This window comes from Bradyrhizobium sp. CCGUVB4N, assembly GCF_024199945.1.
Lineage (GTDB): Bacteria > Pseudomonadota > Alphaproteobacteria > Rhizobiales > Xanthobacteraceae > Bradyrhizobium.
This window is the reverse complement of record NZ_JANADP010000001.1, coordinates 8,728,398-8,753,773: the sequence shown is the minus strand read 5'-3', so window position 1 is coordinate 8,753,773 and position 25,376 is coordinate 8,728,398. Positions and strand designations below refer to the sequence as shown.

Annotated in this window: 25 protein-coding genes; 13 read left to right on the top strand and 12 right to left on the bottom strand. The window is 64.7% G+C overall.

Annotated elements, in window-relative coordinates; translation table 11 throughout:
* The first annotated feature begins 212 nt into the window (after positions 1–212).
* From NLM31_RS40845 to NLM31_RS40825, 5 genes are all read left to right on the top strand, one after another.
* Entirely contained in the window at positions 213–1,961 is a 1,749-nt protein-coding gene (locus tag NLM31_RS40845; protein WP_254195872.1) for a type I secretion system permease/ATPase, read from the top strand.
* Positions 1,958–3,292, top strand: coding sequence for an HlyD family type I secretion periplasmic adaptor subunit (locus NLM31_RS40840; RefSeq protein WP_254134797.1), 1,335 nt, complete (start codon positions 1,958–1,960; stop codon positions 3,290–3,292). Before NLM31_RS40845 ends, NLM31_RS40840 begins: the two co-directional genes overlap by 4 nt.
* Before the next feature lie 214 nt (positions 3,293–3,506).
* Positions 3,507–4,976 (top strand): AMP nucleosidase, encoded by a 1,470-nt coding sequence (locus NLM31_RS40835; RefSeq protein WP_254195871.1) that lies wholly within the window; start codon positions 3,507–3,509, stop codon positions 4,974–4,976.
* Between the two features lie 145 nt (positions 4,977–5,121).
* Positions 5,122–5,748, top strand: a complete 627-nt coding sequence (locus tag NLM31_RS40830) for a lipopolysaccharide assembly protein LapB (RefSeq protein WP_254195870.1) — start codon at positions 5,122–5,124, stop codon at positions 5,746–5,748.
* 84 nt (positions 5,749–5,832) lie between these two features.
* Entirely contained in the window at positions 5,833–6,108 is a 276-nt protein-coding gene (locus NLM31_RS40825; protein ID WP_254195869.1) for a DUF1488 family protein, read from the top strand.
* Positions 6,109–6,157: 49 nt separating this feature from the next.
* Here NLM31_RS40825 and NLM31_RS40820 read toward each other — a convergent pair whose 3' ends face one another.
* The gene (locus NLM31_RS40820) at positions 6,158–6,640 is read right to left on the bottom strand and encodes a CinA family protein (protein WP_254134793.1); all 483 of its coding nucleotides are present in this window, start codon (positions 6,638–6,640) and stop codon (positions 6,158–6,160) included.
* Between the two features lie 168 nt (positions 6,641–6,808).
* On the opposite strand from NLM31_RS40820, the gene NLM31_RS40815 reads away from it, so the two are divergent.
* Genes NLM31_RS40815 through NLM31_RS40805 form a run of 3 tightly spaced genes read left to right on the top strand, consistent with a single transcriptional unit; the run spans position 6,809 to position 9,415 of the window.
* Positions 6,809–7,867, top strand: a complete 1,059-nt coding sequence (locus NLM31_RS40815) for an amidohydrolase family protein (RefSeq protein WP_254195868.1) — start codon at positions 6,809–6,811, stop codon at positions 7,865–7,867.
* A gap of 25 nt (positions 7,868–7,892) precedes the next feature.
* Entirely contained in the window at positions 7,893–9,002 is a 1,110-nt protein-coding gene (locus NLM31_RS40810) for an amidohydrolase family protein (RefSeq protein ID WP_254195867.1), read from the top strand.
* A complete protein-coding gene (locus NLM31_RS40805; RefSeq protein WP_212286813.1) occupies positions 9,002–9,415 on the top strand; it encodes a Rieske (2Fe-2S) protein in 414 nt (137 codons plus the stop codon). Before NLM31_RS40810 ends, NLM31_RS40805 begins: the two co-directional genes overlap by 1 nt.
* A 58-nt stretch (positions 9,416–9,473) precedes the next feature.
* Here NLM31_RS40805 and NLM31_RS40800 read toward each other — a convergent pair whose 3' ends face one another.
* Both NLM31_RS40800 and NLM31_RS40795 read right to left on the bottom strand, forming a co-directional pair.
* The gene (locus NLM31_RS40800; RefSeq protein WP_254195866.1) at positions 9,474–10,805 is read right to left on the bottom strand and encodes an MFS transporter; all 1,332 of its coding nucleotides are present in this window, start codon (positions 10,803–10,805) and stop codon (positions 9,474–9,476) included.
* Positions 10,806–10,950: 145 nt separating this feature from the next.
* Positions 10,951–11,850 carry a transcriptional regulator GcvA gene (locus tag NLM31_RS40795; RefSeq protein ID WP_254134789.1) on the bottom strand — a complete coding sequence of 300 codons (900 nt, stop codon included), beginning with the start codon at positions 11,848–11,850 and terminating at the stop codon, positions 10,951–10,953.
* Positions 11,851–11,960: 110 nt separating this feature from the next.
* Here NLM31_RS40795 and NLM31_RS40790 point away from each other — a divergent pair, with 110 nt between their 5' ends.
* On the top strand, positions 11,961–12,164 hold the full coding sequence (locus NLM31_RS40790) for a DUF1127 domain-containing protein (protein WP_254134788.1): 204 nt from the start codon (positions 11,961–11,963) through the stop codon (positions 12,162–12,164).
* A 69-nt stretch (positions 12,165–12,233) separates the two neighbouring features.
* Complete coding sequence (locus NLM31_RS40785) at positions 12,234–12,857, top strand: GNAT family N-acetyltransferase (protein WP_254195865.1); 624 nt, start codon at positions 12,234–12,236, stop codon at positions 12,855–12,857.
* Positions 12,858–12,907: 50 nt separating this feature from the next.
* Here the strand turns inward: NLM31_RS40785 and NLM31_RS40780 are convergent, their stop codons facing one another.
* Entirely contained in the window at positions 12,908–13,750 is an 843-nt protein-coding gene (locus NLM31_RS40780) for an oxidoreductase (protein WP_254195864.1), read from the bottom strand.
* A gap of 119 nt (positions 13,751–13,869) precedes the next feature.
* Between NLM31_RS40780 and NLM31_RS40775 the strand changes: the two genes are divergently transcribed.
* Positions 13,870–14,778 carry a LysR family transcriptional regulator gene (locus NLM31_RS40775; protein ID WP_254195863.1) on the top strand — a complete coding sequence of 303 codons (909 nt, stop codon included), beginning with the start codon at positions 13,870–13,872 and terminating at the stop codon, positions 14,776–14,778.
* A 10-nt stretch (positions 14,779–14,788) separates the two neighbouring features.
* On the opposite strand, the gene NLM31_RS40770 is transcribed toward NLM31_RS40775, so the two are convergent.
* The 3 genes from NLM31_RS40770 to NLM31_RS40760 all read right to left on the bottom strand — a co-directional run bounded on the left by NLM31_RS40770 (position 14,789) and on the right by NLM31_RS40760 (position 16,674).
* A complete protein-coding gene (locus NLM31_RS40770) occupies positions 14,789–14,959 on the bottom strand; it encodes an RNA polymerase sigma factor region1.1 domain-containing protein (RefSeq protein WP_254134785.1) in 171 nt (56 codons plus the stop codon).
* 66 nt (positions 14,960–15,025) lie between these two features.
* Positions 15,026–15,856, bottom strand: coding sequence for an enoyl-CoA hydratase (locus NLM31_RS40765; protein WP_254195862.1), 831 nt, complete (start codon positions 15,854–15,856; stop codon positions 15,026–15,028).
* Positions 15,857–15,972: 116 nt separating this feature from the next.
* Positions 15,973–16,674: an SDR family NAD(P)-dependent oxidoreductase gene (locus tag NLM31_RS40760; protein ID WP_254195861.1), complete on the bottom strand. Its 702-nt coding sequence runs from the start codon at positions 16,672–16,674 to the stop codon at positions 15,973–15,975.
* Positions 16,675–16,920: 246 nt separating this feature from the next.
* Here NLM31_RS40760 and NLM31_RS40755 point away from each other — a divergent pair, with 246 nt between their 5' ends.
* Positions 16,921–18,705: an acyl-CoA dehydrogenase family protein gene (locus NLM31_RS40755; protein WP_254195860.1), complete on the top strand. Its 1,785-nt coding sequence runs from the start codon at positions 16,921–16,923 to the stop codon at positions 18,703–18,705.
* 74 nt (positions 18,706–18,779) lie between these two features.
* Positions 18,780–19,868 carry a Zn-dependent alcohol dehydrogenase gene (locus NLM31_RS40750; protein WP_254195859.1) on the top strand — a complete coding sequence of 363 codons (1,089 nt, stop codon included), beginning with the start codon at positions 18,780–18,782 and terminating at the stop codon, positions 19,866–19,868.
* 146 nt (positions 19,869–20,014) lie between these two features.
* Here the strand turns inward: NLM31_RS40750 and NLM31_RS40745 are convergent, their stop codons facing one another.
* The 5 genes from NLM31_RS40745 to NLM31_RS40725 all read right to left on the bottom strand — a co-directional run bounded on the left by NLM31_RS40745 (position 20,015) and on the right by NLM31_RS40725 (position 25,369).
* On the bottom strand, positions 20,015–20,368 hold the full coding sequence (locus NLM31_RS40745) for a nuclear transport factor 2 family protein (protein WP_254195858.1): 354 nt from the start codon (positions 20,366–20,368) through the stop codon (positions 20,015–20,017).
* Positions 20,369–20,503: 135 nt separating this feature from the next.
* Positions 20,504–21,976, bottom strand: a complete 1,473-nt coding sequence (locus NLM31_RS40740; RefSeq protein ID WP_254195857.1) for an amidase — start codon at positions 21,974–21,976, stop codon at positions 20,504–20,506.
* Between the two features lie 98 nt (positions 21,977–22,074).
* Positions 22,075–23,046, bottom strand: coding sequence for an iron exporter MbfA (gene mbfA / locus NLM31_RS40735; RefSeq protein WP_254134778.1), 972 nt, complete (start codon positions 23,044–23,046; stop codon positions 22,075–22,077).
* A gap of 87 nt (positions 23,047–23,133) precedes the next feature.
* Positions 23,134–24,276 (bottom strand): alpha/beta hydrolase, encoded by a 1,143-nt coding sequence (locus NLM31_RS40730; protein ID WP_305884462.1) that lies wholly within the window; start codon positions 24,274–24,276, stop codon positions 23,134–23,136.
* A gap of 223 nt (positions 24,277–24,499) precedes the next feature.
* The gene (locus NLM31_RS40725; protein WP_254134777.1) at positions 24,500–25,369 is read right to left on the bottom strand and encodes an MBL fold metallo-hydrolase; all 870 of its coding nucleotides are present in this window, start codon (positions 25,367–25,369) and stop codon (positions 24,500–24,502) included.
* Positions 25,370–25,376: the final 7 nt, after the last annotated feature.

The window sequence follows — 25,376 nt, the reverse complement described above, 5'->3', positions numbered from 1 at the left end:
GGGGAGAGGCGCTTGTCTTTGCTATAAAAAGCCGCAAAGACTGTGAAATACCGGACTTGCGGATCGGGCCGTCCGGGGTAGATGTGGCGAAGGCCCGGATTAATTCGATTGCATTGCAGCCGGGGAGAACCCGATATTAATCCTGGGCGCGTACGCCTCGATTTGCGTTTTAAATCAGGGGTATTACCCCTTACCCGGAAGAGATCAGACTGATGGCAGCCGTTCCCGGCCTCCGCCGTTCAGAGCTCGGTGACGCGCTCCGTGCCTGCCGCACAGCGTTCGTCGGCGTCGGCTTCATGAGCTGCATGATCAACCTGCTCTATCTGACCGGGTCGATCTTCATGCTGGAGGTCTATGACCGGGTGCTGCCGAGCCGCAGCATTCCGACGCTGGTCGGCCTGATCGTTCTCGCCAGCGGCCTCTACATGGCGCAGGGCGTGCTCGACATGATCCGCAGCCGCATCCTCGGACGGGTCGGCACCGCGCTCGACGAAGCCCTGAACAAGCGCGTGTTCGACACCATCGTGCGCCTGCCGCTCCTGGTCGGTAACCGCAACGAAGGGCTGCAGCCGCTGCGCGACCTCGACAATGTCCGCTCCTTCCTCGGCGGCATGGGCCCGAGCGCGTTCTTCGACCTGCCCTGGCTGCCGCTCTATCTCGCCATCTGCTTCGCCTTCCACGTCATGATCGGCGTGACCGCCTTGGTCGGCGCCATCATCCTGGTCGGCCTGACACTGGTCACCGAGTACCTGTCCCGTCAGCCGGCGAAGGAGGCGATGGGCCTTGCCGCCCAGCGCAACGATCTCGCCCAGTCCAGCCGCCGCAACGCCGAAGTGCTGGTGTCGATGGGCATGGCTGGCCGGCTGAACGCGCGCTGGAGCGAGGCCAACGAAAAATACATTGTCGGCAATCAGCGTGCGAGCGATGTCGCCGGCGGCCTTGGCGCGATCGCAAAAGTGCTGCGCATGATGCTGCAATCGGCGGTGCTCGCGGTCGGCGCCTATCTCGTCATCCATCAGGAGGCGACCGCCGGCATCATCATCGCGGGCTCGATCCTCTCGGCCCGCGCGCTGGCGCCGGTCGATCTCGCGATCGCGCATTGGAAATCCTTCGTCGCGGCGCGCCAGAGCTGGCACCGCCTCAGCCGCCTGCTGGAACAGATGCCGGCGCAGGCGACGCCGACCCAGTTGCAGGCGCCGACCAGCCGCCTCTCGGTCGAAGGCATCGCCATGGTGGCCCCGGGCGACCAGCGCCTGATCGTGCAGGACGTCACCTTCGCTCTCGAAGCCGGCAACGGTCTCGGCGTGATCGGGCCGAGCGGCTCCGGCAAATCCTCGCTGATCCGCGCGCTGGTCGGCGTCTGGTATCCGGTCCGCGGCAAGGTGCGGCTCGACGGTGCGGCGCTCGACCAATGGTCGTCCGACGTGCTCGGCCGTCACATCGGCTATCTCCCGCAGGATGTCGAGCTGTTCGGCGGCACCATCGCGCAGAACATCAGCCGCTTCGACCCCGAGGCGACCTCCGACGGCATCATCTCCGCGGCCAAGGAAGCCGGCGTGCATGAGATGATCATCAAGATGCGCGAGGGCTACAACACGCAGGTCGGCGAGCAGGGCGCTTCGCTCTCCGCGGGCCAGGCCCAGCGCGTGGCGCTGGCGCGTGCGCTCTATGGCCATCCATTCCTGATCGTGCTGGACGAGCCGAACTCCAATCTCGACACCGAAGGCGATGAGGCGCTGACCCGCGCGATCCGCAGCGCGCGCGAGCGCGGCGCCATCGTCATCGTGGTGGCGCACCGGCCCATCGGCGTCGAGGCGGTCGACCAGATCCTGGTGCTTCGCGACGGCCGCATGCAGGCTTTCGGTCCGAAGGAGCAGGTGCTCGCCCAGGTGCTGCAGCCCCGCGTCGCGCCGCCGGCGCCGATCAAGATCGTCAGCGAAGGCGGAGTGGCCAAACCATGAGCACCATGACGGTTGGCGGCACGAAGCCCGCCGCGAACAGGACGGTGCGGGAATCGATCCGCTTTCACCTGATCCTCGGCATCTCGATCGTGCTGGTGCTGGCTTTGGGCCTTGGCGGCTGGGCCTCGACGGTGCTGATCTCCGGCGCGCTGATCGCGCCGGGCCAGATCGTGGTCGAATCCAACGTCAAGAAGGTGCAGCACCCGACCGGCGGCGTGGTCGGCGAGGTGCGCGCCCGCGACGGCGACGTGGTCAAGGCCGGCGATATCGTGGTGCGGCTCGACGACACCGTCACCAAGGCCAATCTCGCCATCGTCACCAAGAATCTCGACGCCGCGCAGGCGCGCGCGGCACGGCTGCAGGCCGAGCAGCGCGGTCTCGACAAGATCGAGTTCCCGCAATCGCTGCTCGATCGCGGCGACGATCCCGACGTCAAGGCACTGCTTTCTGCCGAAGCCAAGCTGTTCGACGTCCGCGTCAACGGCCGTGCCGGCCAGAAGGCGCAGCTGCGCGAGCGCATCCAGCAGCTCAACGAGGAAATCGAAGGTCTGTCCGCGCAGGAGAAGGCCAAGGACAAGGAGATCGTGCTGGTGCAGCAGGAGCTCACCGGCGTGCGCGATCTCTATGACAAGCACCTGGTGCAGATCTCGCGCCTGACCACGCTGGAGCGCGACTCGGCCCGCCTCAATGGCGAGCGCGCCCAATACATCGCTTCGCGAGCGCAGGCCAAGGGCAAGATCACCGAGACCGAGCTTCAGATCATCCAGGTCGACAAGGACATGGTGAGCGAGGTCTCCAAGGATCTGCGCGAGACCAACGACAAGAGCGGCGAACTGATCGAGCGCAAGGTCGCGGCCGAGGACCAGCTCCGCCGCGTCGACATTCGCGCGCCGCAGGACGGCATGGTGCTGCAATCGACGGTGCACACCGTCGGCGGCGTTGTCACCGCCGGCGATGCGCTGATGCTGATCGTGCCGCAGGCCGACGACCTCCAGGTCGAGGCCAAGGTCAATCCGGTCGACATCGACAAGCTCCAGATCGGCCAGAAGACCCTGCTGCGCCTCTCCGCCTTCAACCAGCGCACCACGCCCGAGCTCAACGGCGTCGTCAGCCGTGTCTCGCCCGACGTCACCACGGACCAGCGCACGGGCCAGAGCTACTACACCATCCGCGTCTCGATGTCGCCCGAGGAGGTCGCCCGGCTCGGCGATTCCAAGCTGATCCCCGGCATGCCGGTGGAGGCTTTCGTCCAGACCGGCGACCGTACGATGCTGTCGTACTTGCTGAAGCCGCTGCACGACCAGTTCATGCGGGCCTTCCGCGAGAAGTGACGCGCGAAAGCGCGTCATCCCGGAGCGCGCTTAGCGCGCATCCGGGATCTCGCGCCGCAGGTTCGATCTCGTAGGGTGGGCAAAGGCGCAATGCGCCGTGCCCGCGATTTCTGAATGACGAGGAAGATCGTGGGCACGCTCCGCTTTGCCCACCCTACGAGACGTTCTTCTTTGCTATAGTTCGACTCAAGCCCATCAACCCGGCGGTCGAACAATGCAATCCCCATCTCCCATCGCCACGAAATCCTTCTCCGATGCGGGCCTCGCCGTCGCCCGTCTCGAAGAGATCTACGAGCGCAACACCAAATTCCTGCGCGACCGGTTCGAGGCCTATGTCTCGGGCGAGGCGATCACGACGCGGGTGCGGGCCTATTATCCCTTTGTCCGGCTCACCACCGCGACGCATGCGCGGCTGGATTCGCGTCTCGCCTATGGCTTCGTCGCGGGGCCCGGCGTGCACGAGACCAGCGTGACGCGGCCGGATCTGTTCCGCGCCTATCTCACCGAGCAGATCGGGCTCCTGATCCAGAACCACGGCGTTCCCGTCGAGATCGGCGAGTCCGCCGAGCCGATCCCGATCCATTTCGCCTATCGCCGCGACATCAACATCGAAGCCGCCATCAGCACCAGCGAGAATTCGTCCGTCACGCGCTCGCTGCGCGATGCGTTCGACGTGCCTGATCTCGCTACGATGGACGACGCGATCGCCGACGGCACGTTCGAGCTTCAGGCCGGCGCGCCCGAGCCGCTGTCGTTGTTTCGCGCCGCCCGCGTCGATTATTCGCTGCGCCGGCTCTATCACTACACCGGCACCGATCCCGAGCATTTCCAGAACTTTGTCATCTTCACCAACTACCAGTTCTACGTCGATGCCTTTGCGCAGATGTGTCAGCAGCGGCTTCAATCCGGCGAGGCCGGCCTCGAAGCTTTCGTCGCGCCGGGCAACGTCATCACGCGCAGCGGCGGTGTGACGACCGGAGACGCGCCCACGCGTATTCCGCAGATGCCGGCCTTCCATCTGATGATGCCCGGCTATCGCGGCATCACCCTGATCAATATCGGCACCGGTCCGTCCAACGCGCGCAACGTCACCGATCACGTCGCGGTGCTGCGGCCGCATGCCTGGCTGATGCTCGGGCATTGCGCCGGCTTGCGCAACACGCAGCGGCTCGGCGACTACGTGCTCGCGCATGGCTATGTGCGCGAGGACCACGTGCTCGATCGCGAGCTGCCGCTGTGGGTGCCGATTCCGGCGCTGGCCGAGATGCAGGTCGCCCTGGAACAGGCGGTGGAGGACGTCACGGGTCTGGAAGGTTTCGAACTCAAGCGCCTGATGCGCACGGGCACCGTCGCCAGCGTCGACAACCGCAATTGGGAGATCTCGGGGCCCGAGGTCATCCGCCGCATGTCGCAATCGCGCGCGGTCGCGCTCGACATGGAATCGGCCGCGATCGCCGCCAACGGTTACCGATTCCGCGTCCCCTACGGCACGCTACTCTGCGTCTCCGACAAGCCGCTGCATGGTGAGATCAAGCTCGCCGGCATGGCCAGCGAATTCTACCGCCGGCGCGTCGGCCAGCATCTCGAGATCGGCCTCAAGGCGCTGGAGCGGCTCAAGCAGCAGGAATCGGAGCGGCTGCATTCGCGCAAGCTGCGTAGCTTTGCCGAAGTCGCGTTCCAGTAAGCCGGCCGGAGCGGCCTGAACAACGGCAGCACAGCTGTCGTGCCGAGCTCCTGATGTGCTCGCGCGCGTATCCCGGGAATATCCGCGCCAGGGCAGGGTTGTCATCTCATCCGGGGTGACTTCCAGCAGACATCAGGAGACCACAATGCTCGCTCCGATCATCAGGTTTGTCGTTCGCTGCGCGTATCTCGCGGCGCTCGTCGCCCTAACCGGGTCTGGTCCTGCCTTGGCGGCAGGCGGCGGAGGTGGCGGCGGAGGCGGGGGTGGCGGCGGGGGCGGCATGGACCCCTTCGCGCACCCCTCGTCCAGCCAGAGCACGCCGGCCCCGACCTACCCGAGCCGCACCAAGGCGACCCAGAAAGGCAAGAAGCCGAACAACCAGTCGAGTATCGACGATCCCGCCTTCGCGGCCGGCTACCGCGTGGCCTATGACACCATCTACGAGCGCAACGATTATGCGAGCGCGATCGCGCAATTGAAGTCGCTTGGCCATGACGATCATCCGAACGTCGCCAACCTCATCGGCTACTCCTACCGGAAGCTCGGCGACTACGAGCAGTCGCAGGTCTGGTACGAGCGCGCGCTGAAGGCGGATCCGAACCACGTCCTGACATGGCAGTATTACGGTCTGTGGCAGCTCGAGCGGGGTAACCGCGAGCAGGCGCTCTATCATCTCAGCCGGATTGCAGCCATCTGCGGCACGGATTGCGCGGAGTATAAATCGCTGGCCGCGGCACTCGACAAGCCGACTGGAACGGCGCTGGCCTATTAGGGGCCGCGCTGGTCCTGCGGCCAAGGTGACAAGGCGTCGGATTTTTTGCATTGTCCCGTTCGGGGGTGCGAACGGGACAATGGGATGCCGCTGGCGCGCGACAAGATCATCGGCCACGACCTCGAACGTCTGGCTTTCCGCTTCACCATGTTGAATGACGAGGATGTCGTGCATTGCCAGATCAGCGATGCCGCGATGGACCAGCTTGCGGGCATGCAAGGCACCGAAAGCAGCGCGCGGCAGGCGCAGTTCATGTCGCTGCGCGAGACCATCGAGCGACTGGCCTCGGATCTCTACGACGAGGCGCCGCGATTCAAGGGCTACGTGGTGCGGATCTTTACGCGGCATCTGGGAAGATGAGCCTTGGTGTCGTCCTGGCTTTCGCCAGGACGCCACTGAAACGCTGCAGCTAGTCTGACAGCTTCTTCAACAACAAGTTCAGCGCCGTCGCCGCGAACACCTGCATGTTCGCGAACCGGTCGTTGCTCCCGGTCTCGAGCGTCATCACCTCCGTGGCGGGTCCAGCGACCGCCATGCAGCTATGGCCGGCGGCGTCGCCGTAGCGGTTGCCGGTCGGGCCGGCTGCGCCGGTCTCGGACAGGCCCCAGTCCGATGCGAAGCGGCCGCGCATCTGGTCGGCCAGAAGCTTTGCGTAGGGCTCCGAGGAGGAACGAAAGCCCTTCATTCCTTCATCCGAAATATCCATCAGCACGCGCCTGGCGTCGCGGGTGTAGACCACAGCGCCGCCGAGGAAATAGGCGGATGCGCCGGGCACTGCGAGCAGGCTCGCCGCGATCAGGCCGCCGGCCGAGGATTCCGCGACCGCAATGGTCTGTTTGCGCGCGATCAGTTTTGCCGCGACCTGTTCCGCAATGCTGACGAGCTCTTTCATTCCTGACCCCTTATTCCCTCGCAACTGAGCTCAGCCTTCCTAGCATATGACAGAAGCCTTGGCCGAGTTGCGGGCGGAGGGCAGGCCTGCTTGAATGGCGGACAAGGCGAGGCGGCTGAGCGCCGCCCGCGACAAGAGATGACGAGGAAACGTGAGAAGGGAGACGTGATGGCGTCCCTGATCGCCGGCGGGGTGGATTGCGATGTGCATCCGGCCGTGCCGCATCTGACCAGCCTGCTGCCCTACCTGAGCGACTATTGGCGCGATCAGGTGACGACGCGCGGCATGGTCGATCTCGTCTCGCAATCCTATCCGAAGAACTCGCCGATCATGGCGCGACCGGATTGGCGCCCCGAGAACGGCAAGCCGGGCGAGAGCCTCGAGGACATGCAGCGCCATGTGCTCGATCCCTTCCAGCTGACGCACGCCATCTGCAACCCGCTTTACGGCGTGCAGATGGTGTTTTCCGAAGACATGCAGGCCGCGTTCTGCCGCGCGCTGAACCAATGGCTCGCGAAGGAATGGCTCGACCGTGACAAGCGGCTGCGCGGCTCGATCGTGATCCCGACGCAAAGCATCGAGAAGGCCGTCGCCGAGATCGAGCGCTGTGCTGAGGACAAGCGATTCGTGCAGGTGCTGATGCTTGTCATGGGCGACACGCCGCTCGGCAAGCGCGCGCTGTGGCCGATCTACGAGGCGGCGGAACGGCACGGCCTGCCGATCGGGATCCACGCCGGTTCCGCCTATCACAATCCGCCGACCGCGGTGGGATGGGGGTCCTATCACATCGAGGATTATGTTGGTCAGGCCCAGGCGTTCCAGACCCAGCTCACCAGCCTGATCGTCGAGGGTGTGTTCGCCAAATATCCGCGGCTGAAGATGGTGATGCTGGAATCCGGCGTCTCATGGATCTCGCCCTATCTCTGGCGTCTGCACAAGTTCTGGCGCGGGGTGCGGATGGAGACGCCCTGGGTCGATCGCGCTCCGCTTGAAATTGTGCGCAGCAACATCCGCTTCTCGTTACAGCCATTTGATGCGCCGCCTGACGAAGCGACATTAATTCGCCTGTTTGATCATATGCAGTCCGACGAATTAGTCCTATTCTCGACGGACTATCCGCACTGGCAGTTCGACGGCCTGGACGCGCTGCCTCAAGGTCTGTCTCCCGATCTCGTGCGCAAGATCATGATCGACAATCCGCATGCAACCTATCCCCGCCTGACGTGAGCGCGCTGCCAAAGGAGGCAAGGCGATGAATATCCAGTTCCGCGAAAACTCCGAAGCCGCTTCTCCCTTGACGACCAAGACCGCGATCGCGGACTGCGACATCCATCCGGCGCGCGCGACCCGTACCGAGCTCTATCCCTATCTCGCCAAACGCTGGCAGCATCATCTCGAGGTCTACGGCGTCCATGCCTATCAGGGCATGATGGAAGGCCCGCCCTATCCGAAGGCGCAGCCCAACGCCTCGCGCCGCGATGCCTATCCGCCGGAGGGCGGCCCGCAGGGTTCCTCGCTGTCTTTCATGCAAAAGCAGCTGCTCGATCCGAACAATGTCCAGCTCGGCGTGCTCAATCCGCTCAACACCGGGCAGGGCATCCGCAATCACGAGCTCTCGGCCGCGCTGTGCTCGGCCATCAACGACTGGCAGATCGACAAATGGACCAGCAAGGACAAGCGGCTGAAGGCCTCGATCGTCGTCGGCAATGAGGACGGCCTGTCGGCCGCGGCCGAAATCCGCGAGCGTGCCGGCGACAAGAACTTCGTGCAGGTGCTGCTGCTCAGCCGCAATGTCGAGCCGCTCGGCCAGCGCCGCTACTGGCCGATCTATCAGGCTGCGGAAGAGGCGGGTCTTCCCGTTGGCGTTCACGCCTTTGGCTTCGGCGGCAATCCGATCACGCCGTCAGGCTGGCCGTCCTATTACATCGAGGAGATGGTGGGGCATTCGCAGTGCCAGCAATCGGCGCTGGCGAGCCTTGTTCTGGAAGGCGTGTTCGAGCGCTTCCCGAAACTGAAGATGGTGATGATCGAGGCCGGCTTCGGCTGGGCGCCGTCGCTGGCGTGGCGGCTCGACAAGGTCTGGCAGCGGCTGCGCAGCGAAGTGCCGCACGTCAAACGACCGCCGTCGGAATATATCCGCGAGCAGGTGTGGTGGACGACGCAGCCGATGGAAGACCCCGAGCGGCGCGAGGATCTGTTCGACGTCATCAACTGGATCGGCTGGGACCGTCTGCTGTTCGCGACAGACTATCCGCATTGGGACTACGACGAGCCGTCGCGCGTGCTGCCGGCGGGTGTCAGTGAAGCCAATCGCTCGGCGTTCTATCTCGGCAATGCCAAGCAGCTTTACGGGATTGCTTGATGGCGCGTCATGTCATTGCCGCGGTGGATGAGCTTCCGCCCGGCACGCGAAAATTTCTGGAGATCGACGGCCGGCCCATCGCTGTCTTCAACATCAAGGGCGAGTATTTCGGCCTGATGAACCGCTGCCCGCATCAGGGCGCGGCGCTGTGCGAGGGGCCGCTGATCGGGCTCGCACAGTCGCGTGACCCCGGCGAGATCGAATACACCAAACTCGGCGAGATCATTCGCTGTCCCTGGCACGGCTGGGAGTTCGACATCCGTACCGGCCAGTCCTATTGCGACCCCCGCCGCTTCCGCGTGAAGGCCTATCCGGCCCATGTCGAGCCCGGCGCGAGCGTGGTGAAGGGACCGTATGTCGCCGAGACGATCCCGGTGAAGGTCGAGAGCGACTACGTGGTGGTGGAGCTGTAGCTGCGCTTACCCTCCCCTGGAGGGGGAGGGTGAAGATTCGCGGTGATCCAAGTGACTGCTAATGCCCCGTCGCCGGCTCCGCCGCCGTATCATATGTCGGCACCGCCTTGCCGCCGTCGCGATAGACGATCAGCGCGGCGATGATGCCGAGTGCTGCCGCGAACATCAGCCAGGCGCCGGGCATGGCCTTGTTGCCGGTCTGCTCGATCAGCCAGGTGGACGCGAACGGCGTGAAGGTGCCGAACAGCGCGGCCGCGAGCGCGAAGGCCAGCGAGAAGCAGGTCGTGCGCACATGCGCCGGCACGATCTCGACCAGTGCACCGAGCATGGTGCCGCTGTACATGCCGAAATAGAACGAGAACATCATCTCGACGGCGAGCAGCTTGCCGAAGGTCGGCGCGGCCACCAGCCAGCTCAGCGCCGGATAGGCGGTGAGCAGCGCCAGCGTGGCGATGGCGAGCAGCACCGGCTTTCGGCCGATCCGGTCGGACAGCGCGCCGCCGACCGGATTCCAGATGAAGTTCGTGACGGCGACCAGCAGCGTGACCAGCAGCGCATCCTGCGTCGACAGCTTCAGCACGGTCTTGCCGAAGGTCGGCGTGTAGACGGTGACGAAGTAGAACGTCGTCGTGGTCAGGATCGCGATCATCATGCCGAGGATGACGATGCGCCAGTTGGCGAGCGCGGAAGCGAACACTTCGCTGGCGGTCGGGTGCTTCTTCATCGCGAGGAAGGCCGGCGTTTCCTCCAGCGTGCGCCGCAGGAAGAAGATCAGGGGAATGATCAGGCAGCCGACGAAGAATGGAATGCGCCAGCCCCAGGACGCGACCGTATCGGCCGGCATCAGCTCGGACAGGATGTAGCCGAGGATCGAGGCCACGAAGATCGCGACTTGCTGGCTCGACGACTGGAACGAGGTGTAGAAGCCGCGATTGCCGGGCGTGGAGATTTCAGCGAGATAGACCGAGACGCCGCCGAGCTCGACGCCGGCGGAGAAGCCCTGCAACAGGCGCCCGATCAGCACGATGATCGGTGCCGCGATGCCGATGGTCGCATAGCTCGGGCAGAATGCGATGACGACGGTGCCGATGGCCATGATGCCGAGCGTGACGATCAGGCCCTGACGGCGGCCGATGCGGTCGATGTAGGCGCCGAGCACGATCGCGCCGACCGGGCGCATCAGCGCGCCGAGCCAGAACACGCCAAAGGTGTTGAGCAGCGATGCGGTCTCGTTGGTGGAGGGGAAGAACGCCTTGCCGATCGCGGCGGCGTAGAAGCCGAACAGGAAGAAGTCGAACTGTTCGAGGAAATTGCCCGACGTGGCGCGCAGGATCGCGCCGATGCGCGACTTGATCTCGGGCGGATTGGTTGATGCTGCTGGTCCAGCCATTGACGTTTGCTCCCCTGGAAGACGTGGCCGGACCGGAACTCATTTTCACGGCAAGGCGACAGATTGTTACTGCGACAATCTGTCTAACCCCTCTCGCGCGAGGCCTTGCGAGTCAACCCATTTCGCTGCGGAAGCTGATGATTTTTCAGGCTTTATTCTGCGTTGCAGCGATCATCCATTGGCGGAAGGCGGCAAGCTTTGGCGCCTCGCGACGGCCTTCCGGCGAGACCAGGTAAAAGCCGGCGTCGGCTGGCAGGGCGATCTTGAAGGGAACCACCAATCGCCCCTTGGCGATGTCGTCACTCACGTAGGAGGTGCGGCCCATTGCAACGCCAATGCCGTCGATCGCGGCCTGGATGGTCATGAAGATCATGTCGAAGGTGATGCCGGGCTGCTTGGCGATGTCGGCCGGCAGGCCCGCCGCCGTCAGCCACAGCCGCCAGTCGTCGCTGTTGGCGTTGGATGTGTGCAGCAGCGGATAGCCGCGGAGATCCTCCGGCCGGCGCAGCGGCTTGTCGCCGCGCAGCAGAGATGGGCTGCACACCGGGAACAGCTCATCCGCCATCAACCAGTCGGCGCGCAGGCCCGGCCACTGGCCGCGGCCGTAACGGATTGCGGCATCGACATCGTCGCGCTGGAAGTCGACGAGGCTGGTCGAGGTGGTGATGCGGACGTCGATGCCGGGATGCGCCTCCTGGAAATCAGTCAGCCGCGGCAGCAGCCATTTGGCGGCGAGCGAGGCCAGGGTCGAGACCGTCAGCACCTTGTCGTCGTCCTTGCGCAGCAACCGGTCGGTCGCCAGGCGGAGGTCGTTGAAGGCGGCGCGGACGCCCGGGAGGTAGTCGCGCGCCTCCGCTGTCAGGGCCAGCGCGCGGTTCTGGCGGATGAACAGGCGGATGCCGAGTTCCTCCTCGAGCCGCCGGATCTGATGGCTGATCGCGGTCTGCGTCACGTTCAGCTCGCTGGCGGCCAGCGTGAAGCTGAGATGGCGCGCGGCGGCCTCAAACGCCCGCAATCCGTTCAGGGAGGGCAATCTGGCAGTCATTTGGCAGCAGGATGCATGAGCTTATTTCATGCGAAGAGGTACAAATTGTCGTTTGTCGAACGACGCGCGCAGGAGGATATTCGCTTCAAATTTAGCTCGAGGAGCTGAAAATGTCTACTTGCACCGACAATTCGATGACAAATCATCATGCACCCGGCCTGCTCTACCAGATCGGCGAGACCCTCCATGTCTGGCACGAGCGTTACCGGACCCGTCGCGAGCTGACCAACTGGACCGCCCGCGATCTCCACGACGTCGGCCTGTCCTGGACCGATGTCGCGTACGAGGCCGACAAACCTTTCTGGCGGGCCTGATTGGCCGCCAGGCCGGCGCCGCCTGATCACAGGGGCGCCGGCGGTCCCTCTTCCTTTGAGGCTCGTGTCATGAGCATCCTTCGCCTGGAAGATCTGAAGCAATATTCGGACGTGCTGCGCTCCCGACAGGGCGAACCGCTCAACGTCCGCTTCGTCGAGCCCGGCGACACCGAGGAGCTTCAGCACTATTTCCGTTCGCTCTCGACCCGCTCCCGGTACAACCGCTTCTTCGGCGCCCTCAGTGAGCTGCCGAAAGGCCTGCTGAGCGAGTTCCTCGATGTCGGAGCGCGCGAGCGCTTTACCGTCGTGGCGACCAAGATGGTGGACGGCTTCGAGACCATTGTCGCTGAAGCGCGTTACGCCTTCCATGTCGAGACCTCGACACTGGAATTCGGCCTCTCGGTCGACGACCGCTGGCAGGGCCACGGCATTGCGACCGCACTTCTGAAGAATCTCGAATGCCGCGCCGCTGCGCTTGGTGCCGAGTGCATCTTTGGTGACACGCTGCGTTCCAACCAGACCATGATCTCGCTCGCGCGTAAATCCGGCTTCGCCTTCGTCAATCATCCTGACGACTGGAAGCTGGTGCGCTTCGACAAGGAGATCCACGTCGCTCCCAAGGACATTCCCTGCGCGAGCTGGCGTCTTGCAGCGCTTTCCCGTCAGGCCGATAGCCCCTCAGCCTCGGCCTGACACCACTCCAAGCCCGGCCTGGCCAAGCCAGCGCCGGGCTTTTTTTGTCTTCACGCAGGATCGTCATTGGTGAAGTCGGTCGACGTCGCGACCGTCCGCCATGCCGCGAGCTCCTTCGCTACGAAGGCGTTCTTGGTCTCGATCCGCTCCACCGTGTCGCTGCCGAGCGGCAGCCGCAGCGGCGGGTTCCTGGCATCGGCGAGCTTCAGGAAGGCCTGGGCCAGCTTGCGCGGATCGCCGCGCTGGCCGTGATTGAATTCGGCCGCATGCGCGCGAGTCTTGCCGACGCTTTCGTGATAGTCGTCGATCGTGTGCGCCGTGCGCGACAGCGAGGACTCGTCGAGGAAGTCGGTGCGGAAGAAGCCCGGCTCGACCACGGTCACCTTGATGCCGAGCGGCGCGACTTCGCCGGCCAGCGCTTCACTGAGGCCCTCGACCGCGAACTTGGTCGCACCATAAACGCCCCAGCCGGGATAGCCGGTGTAGCCACCGACCGACGAGATGTTGATGACGTGGCCCGAACGCTGCCGGCGCATATGCGGCAGCACGGCGCGGGTGACGCCGAGCAGGCCGAACACGTTCGTCGCGAACAGCTTTTGCGTTTCCGCGCCGCTCGCTTCCTCGATCGCGCCCAACAGGCCGTAGCCGGCATTGTTGACGAGGATGTCGATGCGGCCGAACTTTTTCACCGCCTGGCCGGCCGCCTCATGGGCCTCGGCCTCGCTGGTGACGTCGAGCCGGGTGGCGAGCAGCCGCTCGTGGTTGCCCAGCCGCGCGGTGATGGTCGACGGATCGCGCGCGGTTGCGACCACGGCGTCGCCGGCCTTCAGGGCTGCCTCGGCGATCAATGCGCCAAAACCGCGGGATGCTCCTGTGATGAACCAGACACGCATGATGTTGCCCTTTCCAATTTGGCCGGCGATGTGCCGAAGCCGATGGGCAAGGTGTAGCGGCTCGCCATAACTGAGATAATCAGCTATATATTTCGCAAGCTCCTGAGAAAAATTCATCAATGCGGATCGACCCGTCCGACCTCGCGACCTTCCTCGCCATTGCCCGCCATCGCAGCTTTCGCGCGGCGGCGACCGAGCTTGGCGTCACACCGTCGGCGCTGTCGCATGGCTTGCGCAATATCGAGGAACGACTGGGCTTGCGGCTCGTCAACCGCACCACCCGCAGCGTGGCGCTGACGGAAGCCGGCGAGCGCCTGTTTGCGCGCATCACGCCCGCCTTCCGCGACATCGACGATGCGCTGGAGGACCTCAACAATTTCCGCGGCAAGCCCGCCGGCATGCTGCGTTTCACCGCTGCGCGCCAGTCGGCACAGCTCGTGCTGCTGCCGATCGTGACGCGTTTCCTGAAAGGGTTCCCTGACGTCAGCGTCGAGATCGTCATCAACGACGCTCTGATCGACATGGTCGCGGCCGGCTTCGATGCCGGCGTGCGCTTTGGCGAAACCATCGCCGCCGACATGATCGCGGTCCCGATCGGCCCGCGGCATCGTTTTGCCGTGGTCGGTTCGCCCGCTTTCTTCAAGGTGCACAAGCCGCCCACCACGCCGCGCGACCTGAAAGGCCTGCCCTGCATCCGTTACCGCTTCACCTCCGGCGCGCTCTATCACTGGGAGTTCGAGCGCGGCGGCATCGAGCTCACCATCGACGTCACCGGGCCGCTGACGATGAACGACCAGGATTTGATGGTCGATGCCGCGCTCGACGGGGTTGGTCTCGCCTATGTGTTCGAGGCCCAGGTCGAAGCGCTGCTCGCCAGGCGCAAGCTGGTCCGCGTGCTCGCCGACTGGTGCCCGGCCTATCCCGGCTTCTTCCTCTACTACCCGAGCCGCCGCCAGTTGCCGGCCGCGCTACGGGCGTTCGTGGATTTTGCGCGGGGCGAGGCCGGCGCGGCCCAATCGAGGAGATGACGGTGCCGGCCTATTCCTCGGCAATCCAGATACCCCGCTCGCTCAAAGCGGTCAGGATCGCCTCGATGTCTTTCGGTTCCACCTTGGCCGACGGCAACAACTCGTTCAGTTGATCGAAAGTGACGTAGCCCGTCTTCTCCGCCAGGATGACGGCTTTCCGCACCACCTCAGACCAGTCCATGTGGCTCTCCCAAAAAAGGGGGTATCTACCCTATGGAATGATCTGATGGTCTTGGCCGCTCGGCCCCTACTTCCCCGTGAACACCGCCTTGCGCTTTTCGATGAAGGCCTGCACGGCTTCCTTGTGATCGGCGGTCGTGGTCAGGCGGACCAGCCGCTCGGCCTCGTGGTCGCGGGCCGTCTCGAAATCGAACAGCAGGGCTTCGTCGAGATTGTCCTTCATGTAACGCAGCGCCAGGCGCGGGCCTTCGGCGAGCGACTTGGCCAGGGCGAAGGCCTCGGCCTGAAGCTTGTCATCGGGCACGACGCGGTTGACGAGGCCGATGGTCTCCGCCCGGACGGCATCGACGCGGTCGCCGGTGAAAAGCAGCTCGCGCGCCCGCGCGGTGCCGACGAGGCGCGTCAGCAGCCAGGCGATGCCGTAGTCGCCGGAGAGCGCGATACGGGCATAGCCGGTGGCGACGAAGGCCGATTGTGCGGCGATGCGGATGTCGCAGGCCATGGCGAGTGCAAGCCCGGCGCCGACCGCGGGGCCGGGCAGGGCGGCGATGGTCGGCTTGCGTACCGAGACCAGCGCGCCGGTGAGCAGCCGCTGCCGCTCCTGCAGATCGGCGACGCGATCTTCCAGCGACATCTCCAGCTTTTTGGGATCGCGATGCGCGCCCATGCCCTTGACGTTGCCGCCGGCGCAGAACGCTTCGCCCGCGCCGGTGATCAGGAGCGCGCCGACATCGCGGTTCTCGCCGCAGGTCCGGATCATCGTGCGCAGCGCCGGCGTCAGCGTATCCGACAGCGAATTACGCGCCTCCGGCCGGTTCAGCGTGATGATGGCGACGCGGTCGCGGATGACGCAGAGGAGCTCGTGGGTGCCGGTGTCGACGGTGGTTTCAGTGGACATTGTTTCTCCCCGCTCTCGTAGGGTGGGCAAAGCGAAGCGTGCCCACGTTGTCTTTCCGTATTTGGGATGGTGGGCACGGCGCTTTGCGCCTTTGCCCACCCTACGGCAGTCTTGCCTCAAAACTTCTCCACCCAGGGCCGCAGCTCGAGCTCCCAGCTCCAGGCACTGCGCGGCTGTTGCAAGACGCTCCAGTAGCTCTCCGCGATCGCGTCGGGATCGAGCATCGAATCCGGCTTGTCCGCAGGCTCCGTCCGCGCCGTGCTGCGGATGCCGCCGTCGATGACGAAATGCGCGACATGGATGCCTTGCGGCGACAATTCGCGCGCCATGCTCTGCGCCAGCCCGCGCAGTGCGAACTTGCCCATCGCGAATGGCGCGGATTGCGCGTAGCCCTTGACGCTGGCCGATGCGCCGGTGAACAGGATCGCGCCGTGCTGGTTCGGCACCATGCGCTTGGCCGCCTGCTGCGCCACCAGGAAGCCGCCATAGGCGCTGACCGCAATCGCGTTGGCAACATCAGCCGGGACCAGATCGACGAATGGCCCGCGCGCGCGGCCGCTGGCATTGTAGACGACGAGGTCCGGCGTGCCGATCTCACGCTCGACCAGGCCGAACAGGCGCTCGACCTCCTCAGGCTCGGTGGCGTTGCAGGCATAGGCCTTCGCTCCAGTCTGGCTGCAGAGCGCACCCAGCTTCTCGATCTTTCGCGCGGCAAGGGCAACACGGATGCCCTGCGCGGACAGCAGCCGTGCCAGCGAAGCGCTCAGGCCTTCGCCGGCGCCGACGATGAGGGCGATCTTGTATTTCGGATGTTCCATGATGTGGTCTCTGGCGTGATCTTTCGGGGACGGGAAACCGTTGATCTAGGCATCCGCTGCGCGGACAACCAGCCACGACCTAAGGCCAGCTGATCACAATTCCGCAGAGCGAATTGCTCCTTCACGGTGATCATGCCTCCCTGACAATTTGCGGCTTTATCGCCTCTCGCGATGGGAGCATGATCGACATCATCTCAAGCGGCAAGCAATAAGAATTGCCGTTGGGCGGAAACGAAGAGGACGATCATGCACAAGCCGGCCACAGCGCAGCCGAAAAATGTCGCGGCGGAGCAGTCGGGCCTGCTGGCGCCCGATACGTCAGGCATGAATTTCTACCGCGCCGATCAGGCGCTGACGGATCTCTTGCGCATCCATCTGCCGGAGAAGCTATTCCGCCACATCGAGCCGCATCTCGACCGTCTCGGTGAACTCGCCGGCGGCCGTCTCGACGACTGCGCGCGGCTTGCCGACCGGCATACGCCGGTGCTGCACCAGCGCGACAAGTTCGGCCGCGACGTGCAGTGGATCGAATATCACCCCGTCTATCGCGAGCTGGAGGACGCCGCCTTCGGCGAGTTCGGTATCCACGCGCTCTCGATCCGCAAAGGCATCATGGGCTGGCCGGACAAATATCCCGTGGTGGCAAAGCACGCCTTCACGTTTCTTTTCAACCAGACTGAATTCGGCATGGGCTGCCCGATCAACGTCACCGACGGTTGCGCTAAATTGCTGGCGAATTTCGGCAGCGAGGCGTTGAAGGCGAAATATCTGGACGGCCTGACCTCGACCGACATGAGCAAGCTGACCCAGGGCGGCCAGTTCATGACCGAGAAGGAAGGCGGCTCCGATGTCGGCACGCTGACCACGCGCGCGGTGCAGGAGGGCGACCATTGGCGCCTTCATGGCGAAAAATGGTTCTGCTCGAATGCCGACGCGAAAGTGGTGATGCTGCTGGCGCGCCCCGAAGGTGCCGGGCCCGGCACGCGCGGCGTCGGACTGTTCCTGATGCCGCGCTTCCTCGACGACGGCTCGCAGAACCACTACCGGATCGTGCGCCTCAAGGACAAGCTCGGCACCCGCTCGATGGCCTCGGGCGAGATCAAGCTCGAAGGCGCGATTGCGTACGCGGTCGGCAAGCTCGACCGCGGCTTCGTGCAGATGGCCGAGATGGTGAACTCGTCGCGTCTCTCCAACGGCGTGAAATCGACCGCGCTGATGCGCCGCGCCTATCACGACGCGATGACGGTGGCGAAGAACCGCGTCGTGTTCGGCAACCGCATCATCGACCTGCCGCTCGGGCGGCGGCAGATGCTGAAGATCATGCTGCCGGTCGAGCAGGCGCTGTCGATGAGCTTTCTCACCGCCGATGCGCTCGATCGTGCGGAGGCCGGCAGCCAGGATGCGGCGGCGTTGCTGCGCATCCTGACGCCGACGCTGAAATTCCGCGCGACGCGCGATGCGCGAAAAGTCTGCGGCGATGCGCTCGAGATGCGCGGCGGCATCGGCTACATCGAGGAATTCGCGACGCCGCGCCTGCTGCGCGATGCCCATCTCGGCTCGGTCTGGGAGGGCACCGGCAACATCGTCGCGATCGATGCGCTCCGCCGCGCGGTTGGCCGCCATGGTGCCGAGTCCGCGCTTGCCGCCGATCTGCACACCCGCCTCGACGACAGCGGCTCCGTGCCGCAGGCCTGGTGCGACAATTTGCGCGGCTTCGTCGATCGTGCCGTCGGCTTCGCGCGCGAGGTCGCAGGCAAGTCGGAGAACGAGGCCGATGCGCGCCGTGCCACGAGCCTGCTCTATCACGTCGCAAGCGCCGTTGCGCTCGCCTGGGAGGCGCACCGCATCCACGACATGCGCGGCGACGCGCGCCGGCTGCTGCTGTCGCGGCTGGTGATCGACCATCGCGTTGAGCCGAGCGATCCGTTCCGGCTGACGGAAAATGCCACGCAAGCAAAGATCGCAGCGCTTCTGCTCGGCGACCGCGTGGCCTCCATGAGCGAGGTTGGCGAACTGGTTCTGGCAGCGTAGGCTCTCTTCACCTCTCCCTATGGGAGAGGTGGAAACGACGCTCAACGAAAAATCATAACAACGAGGAAGCACCGATGAAGGCCGCCGTCCTTTATGAAGTCAACAAGCCGCTGGTCATCGAGGATGTCAGCCTGCCGAAGCCCGGCCCGCGCGAAGTGCTGATCCGCACGTCCGTCGCCGGGCTCTGCCACTCCGATCTGCATTTCATGGAAGGCCTCTACCCGCATCCGCTGCCCGCGGTGCTCGGGCACGAATCCGCCGGTGTTGTCGAGCAGGTCGGTTCTGACGTGACCTATGTGAAACCGGGCGATCACGTCGTGACCTGTCTGTCCGTGTTCTGCGGCACCTGCGACAATTGCACCACGGGCCGCACCGTGCTCTGCACCGACACCACGGTGAAGATGCTGCCGGGCGCTTCGGACCGGATGCAGTGGAACAGGTCGGAGAAGCTGCATCAGTTCCTCAACCTCTCGTCCTTTGCCGAGCAGATGCTGGTGCACGAGAATGCGATCGTCAAAATCCGCAAAGAGATGCCGCTCGATCTCGCCGCGCTGATCGGCTGCGGCGTCATCACCGGCTATGGCGCGGTGGTGAACACGGCGAAGGTGACCGCGGGCGAGACCGTGGCGGTGATCGGCTGCGGCGGTGTCGGCATGGCCGCGATCAACGGCGCGCAGATCGCCGGTGCCGGGCGGATCATTGCCATCGACACCAATCCCGCAAAGCTCCAGCTCGCGACCAAGCTCGGTGCGACCGACATCATCAATCCCGCCGACGGCGACGTGGTGAAGCAGGTTCGCGACCTCACCAATGGCGGCGTGCAGCATTCCTTCGAGGTGCTCGGCCGCAAGGAAACCGCCGAGCAAGCCTTCGGCATGCTCGCCTCCGGCGGCACCGCGACCATCGTCGGCATGATCCCGTTCGGCCAGAAGATCGAGCTGCACGGTTTCGATTTCTTGCGGGAGCGTCGGATCCAGGGCTCGTCGATGGGATCCAACCATTTCCGCGTCGACATGCCGCGCCTGGTCGACTTCTACCTGCGCGGCCGGCTGCATTTGGAAGACTGGATCTCGGCCAAGCTGAAGCTCAGCGAGATCAACGAGGGTTTTGCCAACATGAAAGCCGGCAAGACGCTGCGGAGCGTGATTGTGTTTGATAGTTGACGTCTAGGACGGTGTCATCGCCCGCGAAGGCGGGCGATCCAGTACTCTGCGGCGGAAGTTGCGTGAACGAACTATTGCCGCGGTGTACTGGATGCCCCGGTCAAGCCGGGGCATGACTGCGGAGTGTGGGGATGGCCTGCATCAACTCACCGTGACACGTGCGCCGACACCGCCAGCCACGTGCCGTTCTTCTTCGTCCAGCAGTCCGTATAGCGCCCGGTCGCCTGCTGACCATCCGCGGTGGTGAAGCTCGTCGCCGCGTGGATGATGGCGAAGTCGCCCATGATGCGGATGATGACGTCGAAGGCGTGCAGATTGCGGATCGCGATCGGCCGCGCGGTCTGCTCCAGGAAGGCGGCGCGGTCGACCAGCGTCTTGTCGGGATTGGAGCAGTAAAACTCCGGCGCCAAAATCTCGTCGAAGCGTTTGACGTCGCAGTTCTGCACGGAGGCGACGTAGTCGCGGTTGAGTGCGGTGAGCTGTTCGAGGTCCTGGCTCATGATGCTTCTCTCCCGATTCGACCCTCATGGTGAGGAGGCGCGTTAGCGCCGTCTCGAACCATGAAGGCCCCGATCTCTCCTGTGGCCATCCTTCGAGACGACCGCTTCGCGGTCTCCTCAGGATGAGGTTCTCGTCTAGTCGTCAAACATCTTCGGCGGCATGAACCCGCCGAACTCGCGTTCGATCAGTTCGGCCAGCCTCAAGGGCGTGCGGTCCTCCAGCCACGGGCCGACGATCTGGACGCCGAGCGGCAGGCCGTCCGGCGCGAAGCCGGTCGGGCTCGCGGTCGAGGGCAGGCCGGGAAGCGTGGCGATGCCGGGCCAGGCGAGCTGGTCGGTATAGACGTGCTCCTTGCCATCGATCACGATACGGCGCTGCTCTTGATCCGGCGAATGATCGTGCGGATAGGCTGGTGTCGGCATGATCGGGCAGATCACCGCGTCGAAGGATGTGAACAGTTCGCGCCATTGTGCGCGCAGCCGTGTCCGGCCGACGGTCGCGGTCACCCAGTCGCGATGGCTGAGCGCGATGCCGCGGAGGCGTTCGGCCTGCAGGCTGTTGTTGCTGGCCGGCAGGGTGGCGGCCGCGGCGACCGCGCCTGCGTAGAATTCGCTCGGGAAGCTGGCGGCAAGAAACGACAGCAGCATCCGCATATAGAGGCGCGAGGACGCCGCGAAATCCGGCAGCAGCGGACTGCTGCGCTCGATTCTGACGCCCGCCCTGGCGAGATTGTCGGCGAGCGTGTTGATGCTGCCGCGCACCGCGGTGTCGGTCGGCAGCACCGGATCGGTATCGATCACGAGGACGCGGAAATCCTTTAGCGCGCCGTGACGCGCAGGCGGCAGCTCGAGCCTGTAGGCCTTGCCGTTGTCGATTGGGTCCGGCCCGGCCATGACGTCGAGCAGCAAGGATAGATCGCCGGCGCTGCGCGCCATCGGGCCTATCACGGCGAGATCGCGCTCATAGGCTAGCGACGGAGCCGGCGGCGCCGTGTGGCCGCGAGAGGGCAACAGATCGAAGGTCGGCTTGTGTGCGTAGACACCGCAATGAAACGCGGGCACGCGCAGCGAGCCTCCGATATCCGAGCCGAGCGAGAGCGGACCGTAGCCCGCGGCGAGCGCCGCCGACGAGCCGCCGGATGAGCCGCCCGGGGTGCGGCCGAGATCGTAGGGATTATTGGTGGTGCCGTAGATGTCGTTGTAGCTCTGCCAGTCGGCGAGCGCGACCGGCACGTTGGTCTTGCCGAGCACGACGGTGCCGGCGTCCTTCACCCGCGTGACCGGCAGCGAGTCTTCCTTGGCAATGAAATCCTTTTGCGCTGGATTGCCCCAGGTCGTCGGCAGCCCGGCGATGTTGTAGGACTCCTTCACCGTCATCGGCAGGCCGAGCAGCGGCTTGCGCTCGCCGCGGGCCAATGCGGCATCCGCATCACGCGCGGCGCTCAGCGCGCGATCGAAGTCTCGCACGCAGATCGCGTTGACCTTGCCGTCGTGACGCTCGATGCGGTCGATCGCGTCCTGCGTGAGCTCGACAGCGGAGACTTTCTTCGCTGCCAAAGCGGCTGACAGTTCGACCGCGCTCTTGTAACTCCATTCCGATTTCGCCACGACATGCTCCTGCGCTTCACCTGGGGGATGATGCGCAGTTTGCCGGAAGGCCGCAACCGCCGTTTGATCGCGATTGCCATGCCGTGGTGCGGAAGGCCTCAGGCCGCCCCGATCAAGATCCCCACCGCCAGCACGATGGCGCCGCCGAGCACGATCTGGAATACGGCCTGCAGGAACGGCGTGTCCATGTAGCGTGCGCGGATGAAGGCGATCGCCCAGAGCTCGAAGAACACGACGATGCCGGCGATTCCCGTGGCGATCCAAAACGCGTTGGCCCAGTGATCGGGCACGAGATAGGGCATGGTGTGTCCAAGCCCGCCGAGTGTCGTCATCGCGCCGCAGGTGATGCCGCGCAGCCAGGGTGAGCCGCGCCCGGTGAGGGAGCCGTCGTCGGACAACGCTTCCGCAAATCCCATGCTGATTCCGGCGCCGATCGAAGCGGCGAGGCCGACCAGAAACGTCTGCCAATTCTGGTGCGTGGCGAAGGCCGCCGCGAACAGCGGCGCCAGCGTCGAGACCGAGCCGTCCATCAGGCCGGCGAGGCCCGGCTGCACATATTGCAGCACGAACATCCGCCGCCGCGTGCGGTCTTCTTCCGCGCGCACGTCGGGCTTCAGGATCTCGTCGGTGAGCGCGACCGCGCGGTTCTCGTGGTGCTTCTCTTCTTCGGCAAGGTCGCCGAGCAGGCGGCGCACGCCGACATCCTCGGCCTGTTCGGCGGCGCGCGCGTAGAAGCGCTCGGCCTCGAGCTCCATGGTCTCGACCTCCTTGCGGATCGTGTCGAGCGGCAGGTTCTTGGTCAGCCAGATCGGACGCCGACGCAGGAACCCTTTGACGTCCTCGCGCCGGATCGGCGGCAGATGCGGGCCGAAACGCTCTTCATAGAGTTGCAGCAGGCGATGTCGGTGGCCGCGCTCTTCCTCCGCCATCTCCTCGAAGATCTTCGCCGTATCCGGATAGCGTTCCCGCAAGTCCTCGGCGAAGCTCATATAGATGCGGCTGTCCTCCTCCTCGGAGGAGATCGCGACCGCAAGCACCTCGCGCTCGGTCAGATCGGCAAAATTCTTCACGACGGCCCTGTCTCGCTAGTTTAGAATAATTCTAAACTATATAGGGCGCCGTGGTTGCCGGGTCAAATCGGGCGTCGGCGGACTTGGTCAGGCTGTTTTTGCCAGGAAGTCCAGCAGCAGCCGGCTGACCTCGGCGGGCTGCTCTTGCTGCACCCAATGGCCGGCACCGTCGACGAGATGACAGCCGAGCATCCTCGTGCAACCGCGTCCCTGCATCGCCTCGAACACGCCGGGGCGTTGATAAGTGCCCCAATCCTGCTTGCCCGAGATGAAGCACGAGGGCACGTCGATGCTGCGGCCCGAGAACAGCTGCATCTCGCTGTTGAGCATGCCCGTTGTGCCGTAGCGATACCATTGCAGACCGCCCTGGAATCCGGTGCGGCCATATTCGGCGCTGTAGTAAGCGAGGTCGCTGTCCGGCAGCCATCGATTGGCGGCGATCGCAGCCGGCGAGGGCATCTCCTTCGCGACCGTTTCGGCCATGGTCTCGCCGAGGTCCATTACGTAATAAGTCGGCAGCTTTGCGAGCTCGCCTGCAGACCACGACTTCAGCGGATAAGGCTTGTTGTCGATCCAGTCCGCGCTCTTGTGATGATAATAGGCCCGCAGGAAATCATGCACGCCTTGCGGCGCGTGCTGCATGTCGGCGTTGGCGGCGCGCGTCGCGTAGTACCATTGATAATGGATGCGCGGGCGCGGCAGCGCGGCGAGTTCGCGATGGACGGGATCCTCGACCGCAGTCTTCGCCGGACCATCGGCCGTATTGAACGGCAGCGGCGGCGCCCCGCCGAACGGCGCGCTCATCAGCGTCACCGAACGAAACACGTCGGGCCGGATCAGCGCGCACCACGCCGCGACCGGGCTGCCGAAATCATGTCCGGCGAGGTCCACCTGCCTGTAGCCGAACGCCGACACCAAAGCGAGCGCATCACGCGCGAGGTTGAGAAGAGAGAACGGGGTGAGATCGTCGTCGTAATCGGCGGTCCAGCCGGTGGTGCGGCCATAGCCGCGCTGGTCGGGTGCGAGCACGTGATAGCCGGCGGCGGCCAGCGCCGGCATCACCTTGCGCCACGAGAAGGCGACCTCGGGAAACCCGTGCAGCAGCAGGATGCAGGGACGGCCCCTGGTCTCGAAGCCGGCTTCGAGCACATGCATGCGCAGGCCGTTGATGCCGTCGACGTATCGCGAGCGGATGCCGGCGGGAAGAGGAATGTCGGGGAGTGTTGTCATCGATGTTGTCTCCTTACCCTCCCCTGGAGGGGTCCGAGACGAGCGTAGCTCGCTCGTAGGTCGATCGCGCGAAGCGCGAGCGGGGTGGGGTGATCTCTCAACACGGGCGGTTTCAGCGAGGATAGACCGTCACCCCACCTCGGATCGCATTCCGCTTCGCTGTATGCGATCCGATCCTCCCCTCCAGGGGAGGATGGGAGTTCGCCGTGCGAGCCGCGCTAAATCAAACCGCCGCGCACACGAATGCGTTGCCCTTGCGCTTGATCTTCCCCACCGATGGTGAGGGGAAATGCGCCGTGCAGCACAACGTGTCGGTGTCGCAATAGCGTTCCAGGAAGCTCCGCCGCGTCGTGGCCGCCTTGGCCGGATCGGTGTCGAACTTGATCGACAGCTCCGGATAGAGCGTCTGCAGCGGCGAATGCATGAGGTCGCCGGAGAATACCGCGTCATCCTTGCCGCGTCCCATCGCGATCGCGATATGGCCGGGCGTGTGGCCCGGCGTCGGCACGATGCGGACGTGATCGCCGATCTGGTGATCGTTGCTGACGAGCTCGTGCCGCTTGGCCTCGACCACTGGCAGCACGCTGTCGGCGAAGGGCGGGATCTCCGCCTTCGCATTCTCTGCGAACCAGTGGTCGTATTCCTGCTTGGCGAACACGTAGCGTGCCTTGGGGAAAGTGGGCACCCAGCGGCCGTTCTCCAGCCGCGTGTTCCAGCCGACGTGATCAACATGCAGATGCGTGCACATCACGAAGTCGATGTCGTCAACCGAGACGCCCGCGGCATTGAGCGCACGCATATAGGTGTCATCGGTCTTCATGTTCCATTTCGCGCGATTGGGGCGCGGCTTGTCGTTGCCGATGCAGCTATCGATCAAAATGGTGTGGTGCGGCGTCTTCACCACATAGGACTGGAAGGCCAGGATCAGCACGTCCTGATCGTCCAGCGCCTTGGCTTGCCGCATCCAGTCCCGGTTCTCGGCCAGCACCTCAGGTGTCAGTCCCGGCAGCATCTCCAGTGCCGGAACGAACGAGGTCTCCTGCTCGATGACGCGCTGGATGGTGAGATCGCCGACCGAATATTTCAGGCTCATGCTCGCT

Bases quoted from the DNA above. Each gene is read 5' to 3' on its own strand.
- NLM31_RS40800 (WP_254195866.1), bottom strand. From the start codon at position 10,805: ATGGCTGGACCAGCAGCATCAACCAATCCGCCCGAGATCAAGTCGCGC.
- NLM31_RS40815 (WP_254195868.1), top strand. From the start codon at position 6,809: ATGGCGTCCCTGATCGCCGGCGGGGTGGATTGCGATGTGCATCCGGCC.
- NLM31_RS40805 (WP_212286813.1), top strand. From the start codon at position 9,002: ATGGCGCGTCATGTCATTGCCGCGGTGGATGAGCTTCCGCCCGGCACG.
- NLM31_RS40760 (WP_254195861.1), bottom strand. From the start codon at position 16,674: ATGGAACATCCGAAATACAAGATCGCCCTCATCGTCGGCGCCGGCGAA.
- NLM31_RS40825 (WP_254195869.1), top strand. From the start codon at position 5,833: ATGCCGCTGGCGCGCGACAAGATCATCGGCCACGACCTCGAACGTCTG.
- NLM31_RS40820 (WP_254134793.1), bottom strand. From the start codon at position 6,640: ATGAAAGAGCTCGTCAGCATTGCGGAACAGGTCGCGGCAAAACTGATC.
- NLM31_RS40770 (WP_254134785.1), bottom strand. From the start codon at position 14,959: ATGGACTGGTCTGAGGTGGTGCGGAAAGCCGTCATCCTGGCGGAGAAG.
- NLM31_RS40755 (WP_254195860.1), top strand. From the start codon at position 16,921: ATGCACAAGCCGGCCACAGCGCAGCCGAAAAATGTCGCGGCGGAGCAG.
- NLM31_RS40840 (WP_254134797.1), top strand. From the start codon at position 1,958: ATGAGCACCATGACGGTTGGCGGCACGAAGCCCGCCGCGAACAGGACG.
- NLM31_RS40795 (WP_254134789.1), bottom strand. From the start codon at position 11,850: ATGACTGCCAGATTGCCCTCCCTGAACGGATTGCGGGCGTTTGAGGCC.
- NLM31_RS40785 (WP_254195865.1), top strand. From the start codon at position 12,234: ATGAGCATCCTTCGCCTGGAAGATCTGAAGCAATATTCGGACGTGCTG.
- NLM31_RS40775 (WP_254195863.1), top strand. From the start codon at position 13,870: ATGCGGATCGACCCGTCCGACCTCGCGACCTTCCTCGCCATTGCCCGC.
- NLM31_RS40845 (WP_254195872.1), top strand. From the start codon at position 213: ATGGCAGCCGTTCCCGGCCTCCGCCGTTCAGAGCTCGGTGACGCGCTC.
- NLM31_RS40765 (WP_254195862.1), bottom strand. From the start codon at position 15,856: ATGTCCACTGAAACCACCGTCGACACCGGCACCCACGAGCTCCTCTGC.
- NLM31_RS40780 (WP_254195864.1), bottom strand. From the start codon at position 13,750: ATGCGTGTCTGGTTCATCACAGGAGCATCCCGCGGTTTTGGCGCATTG.
- NLM31_RS40745 (WP_254195858.1), bottom strand. From the start codon at position 20,368: ATGAGCCAGGACCTCGAACAGCTCACCGCACTCAACCGCGACTACGTC.
- NLM31_RS40810 (WP_254195867.1), top strand. From the start codon at position 7,893: ATGAATATCCAGTTCCGCGAAAACTCCGAAGCCGCTTCTCCCTTGACG.
- NLM31_RS40725 (WP_254134777.1), bottom strand. From the start codon at position 25,369: ATGAGCCTGAAATATTCGGTCGGCGATCTCACCATCCAGCGCGTCATC.
- NLM31_RS40830 (WP_254195870.1), top strand. From the start codon at position 5,122: ATGCTCGCTCCGATCATCAGGTTTGTCGTTCGCTGCGCGTATCTCGCG.
- NLM31_RS40750 (WP_254195859.1), top strand. From the start codon at position 18,780: ATGAAGGCCGCCGTCCTTTATGAAGTCAACAAGCCGCTGGTCATCGAG.
- NLM31_RS40790 (WP_254134788.1), top strand. From the start codon at position 11,961: ATGTCTACTTGCACCGACAATTCGATGACAAATCATCATGCACCCGGC.
- NLM31_RS40730 (WP_305884462.1), bottom strand. From the start codon at position 24,276: ATGACAACACTCCCCGACATTCCTCTTCCCGCCGGCATCCGCTCGCGA.
- NLM31_RS40835 (WP_254195871.1), top strand. From the start codon at position 3,507: ATGCAATCCCCATCTCCCATCGCCACGAAATCCTTCTCCGATGCGGGC.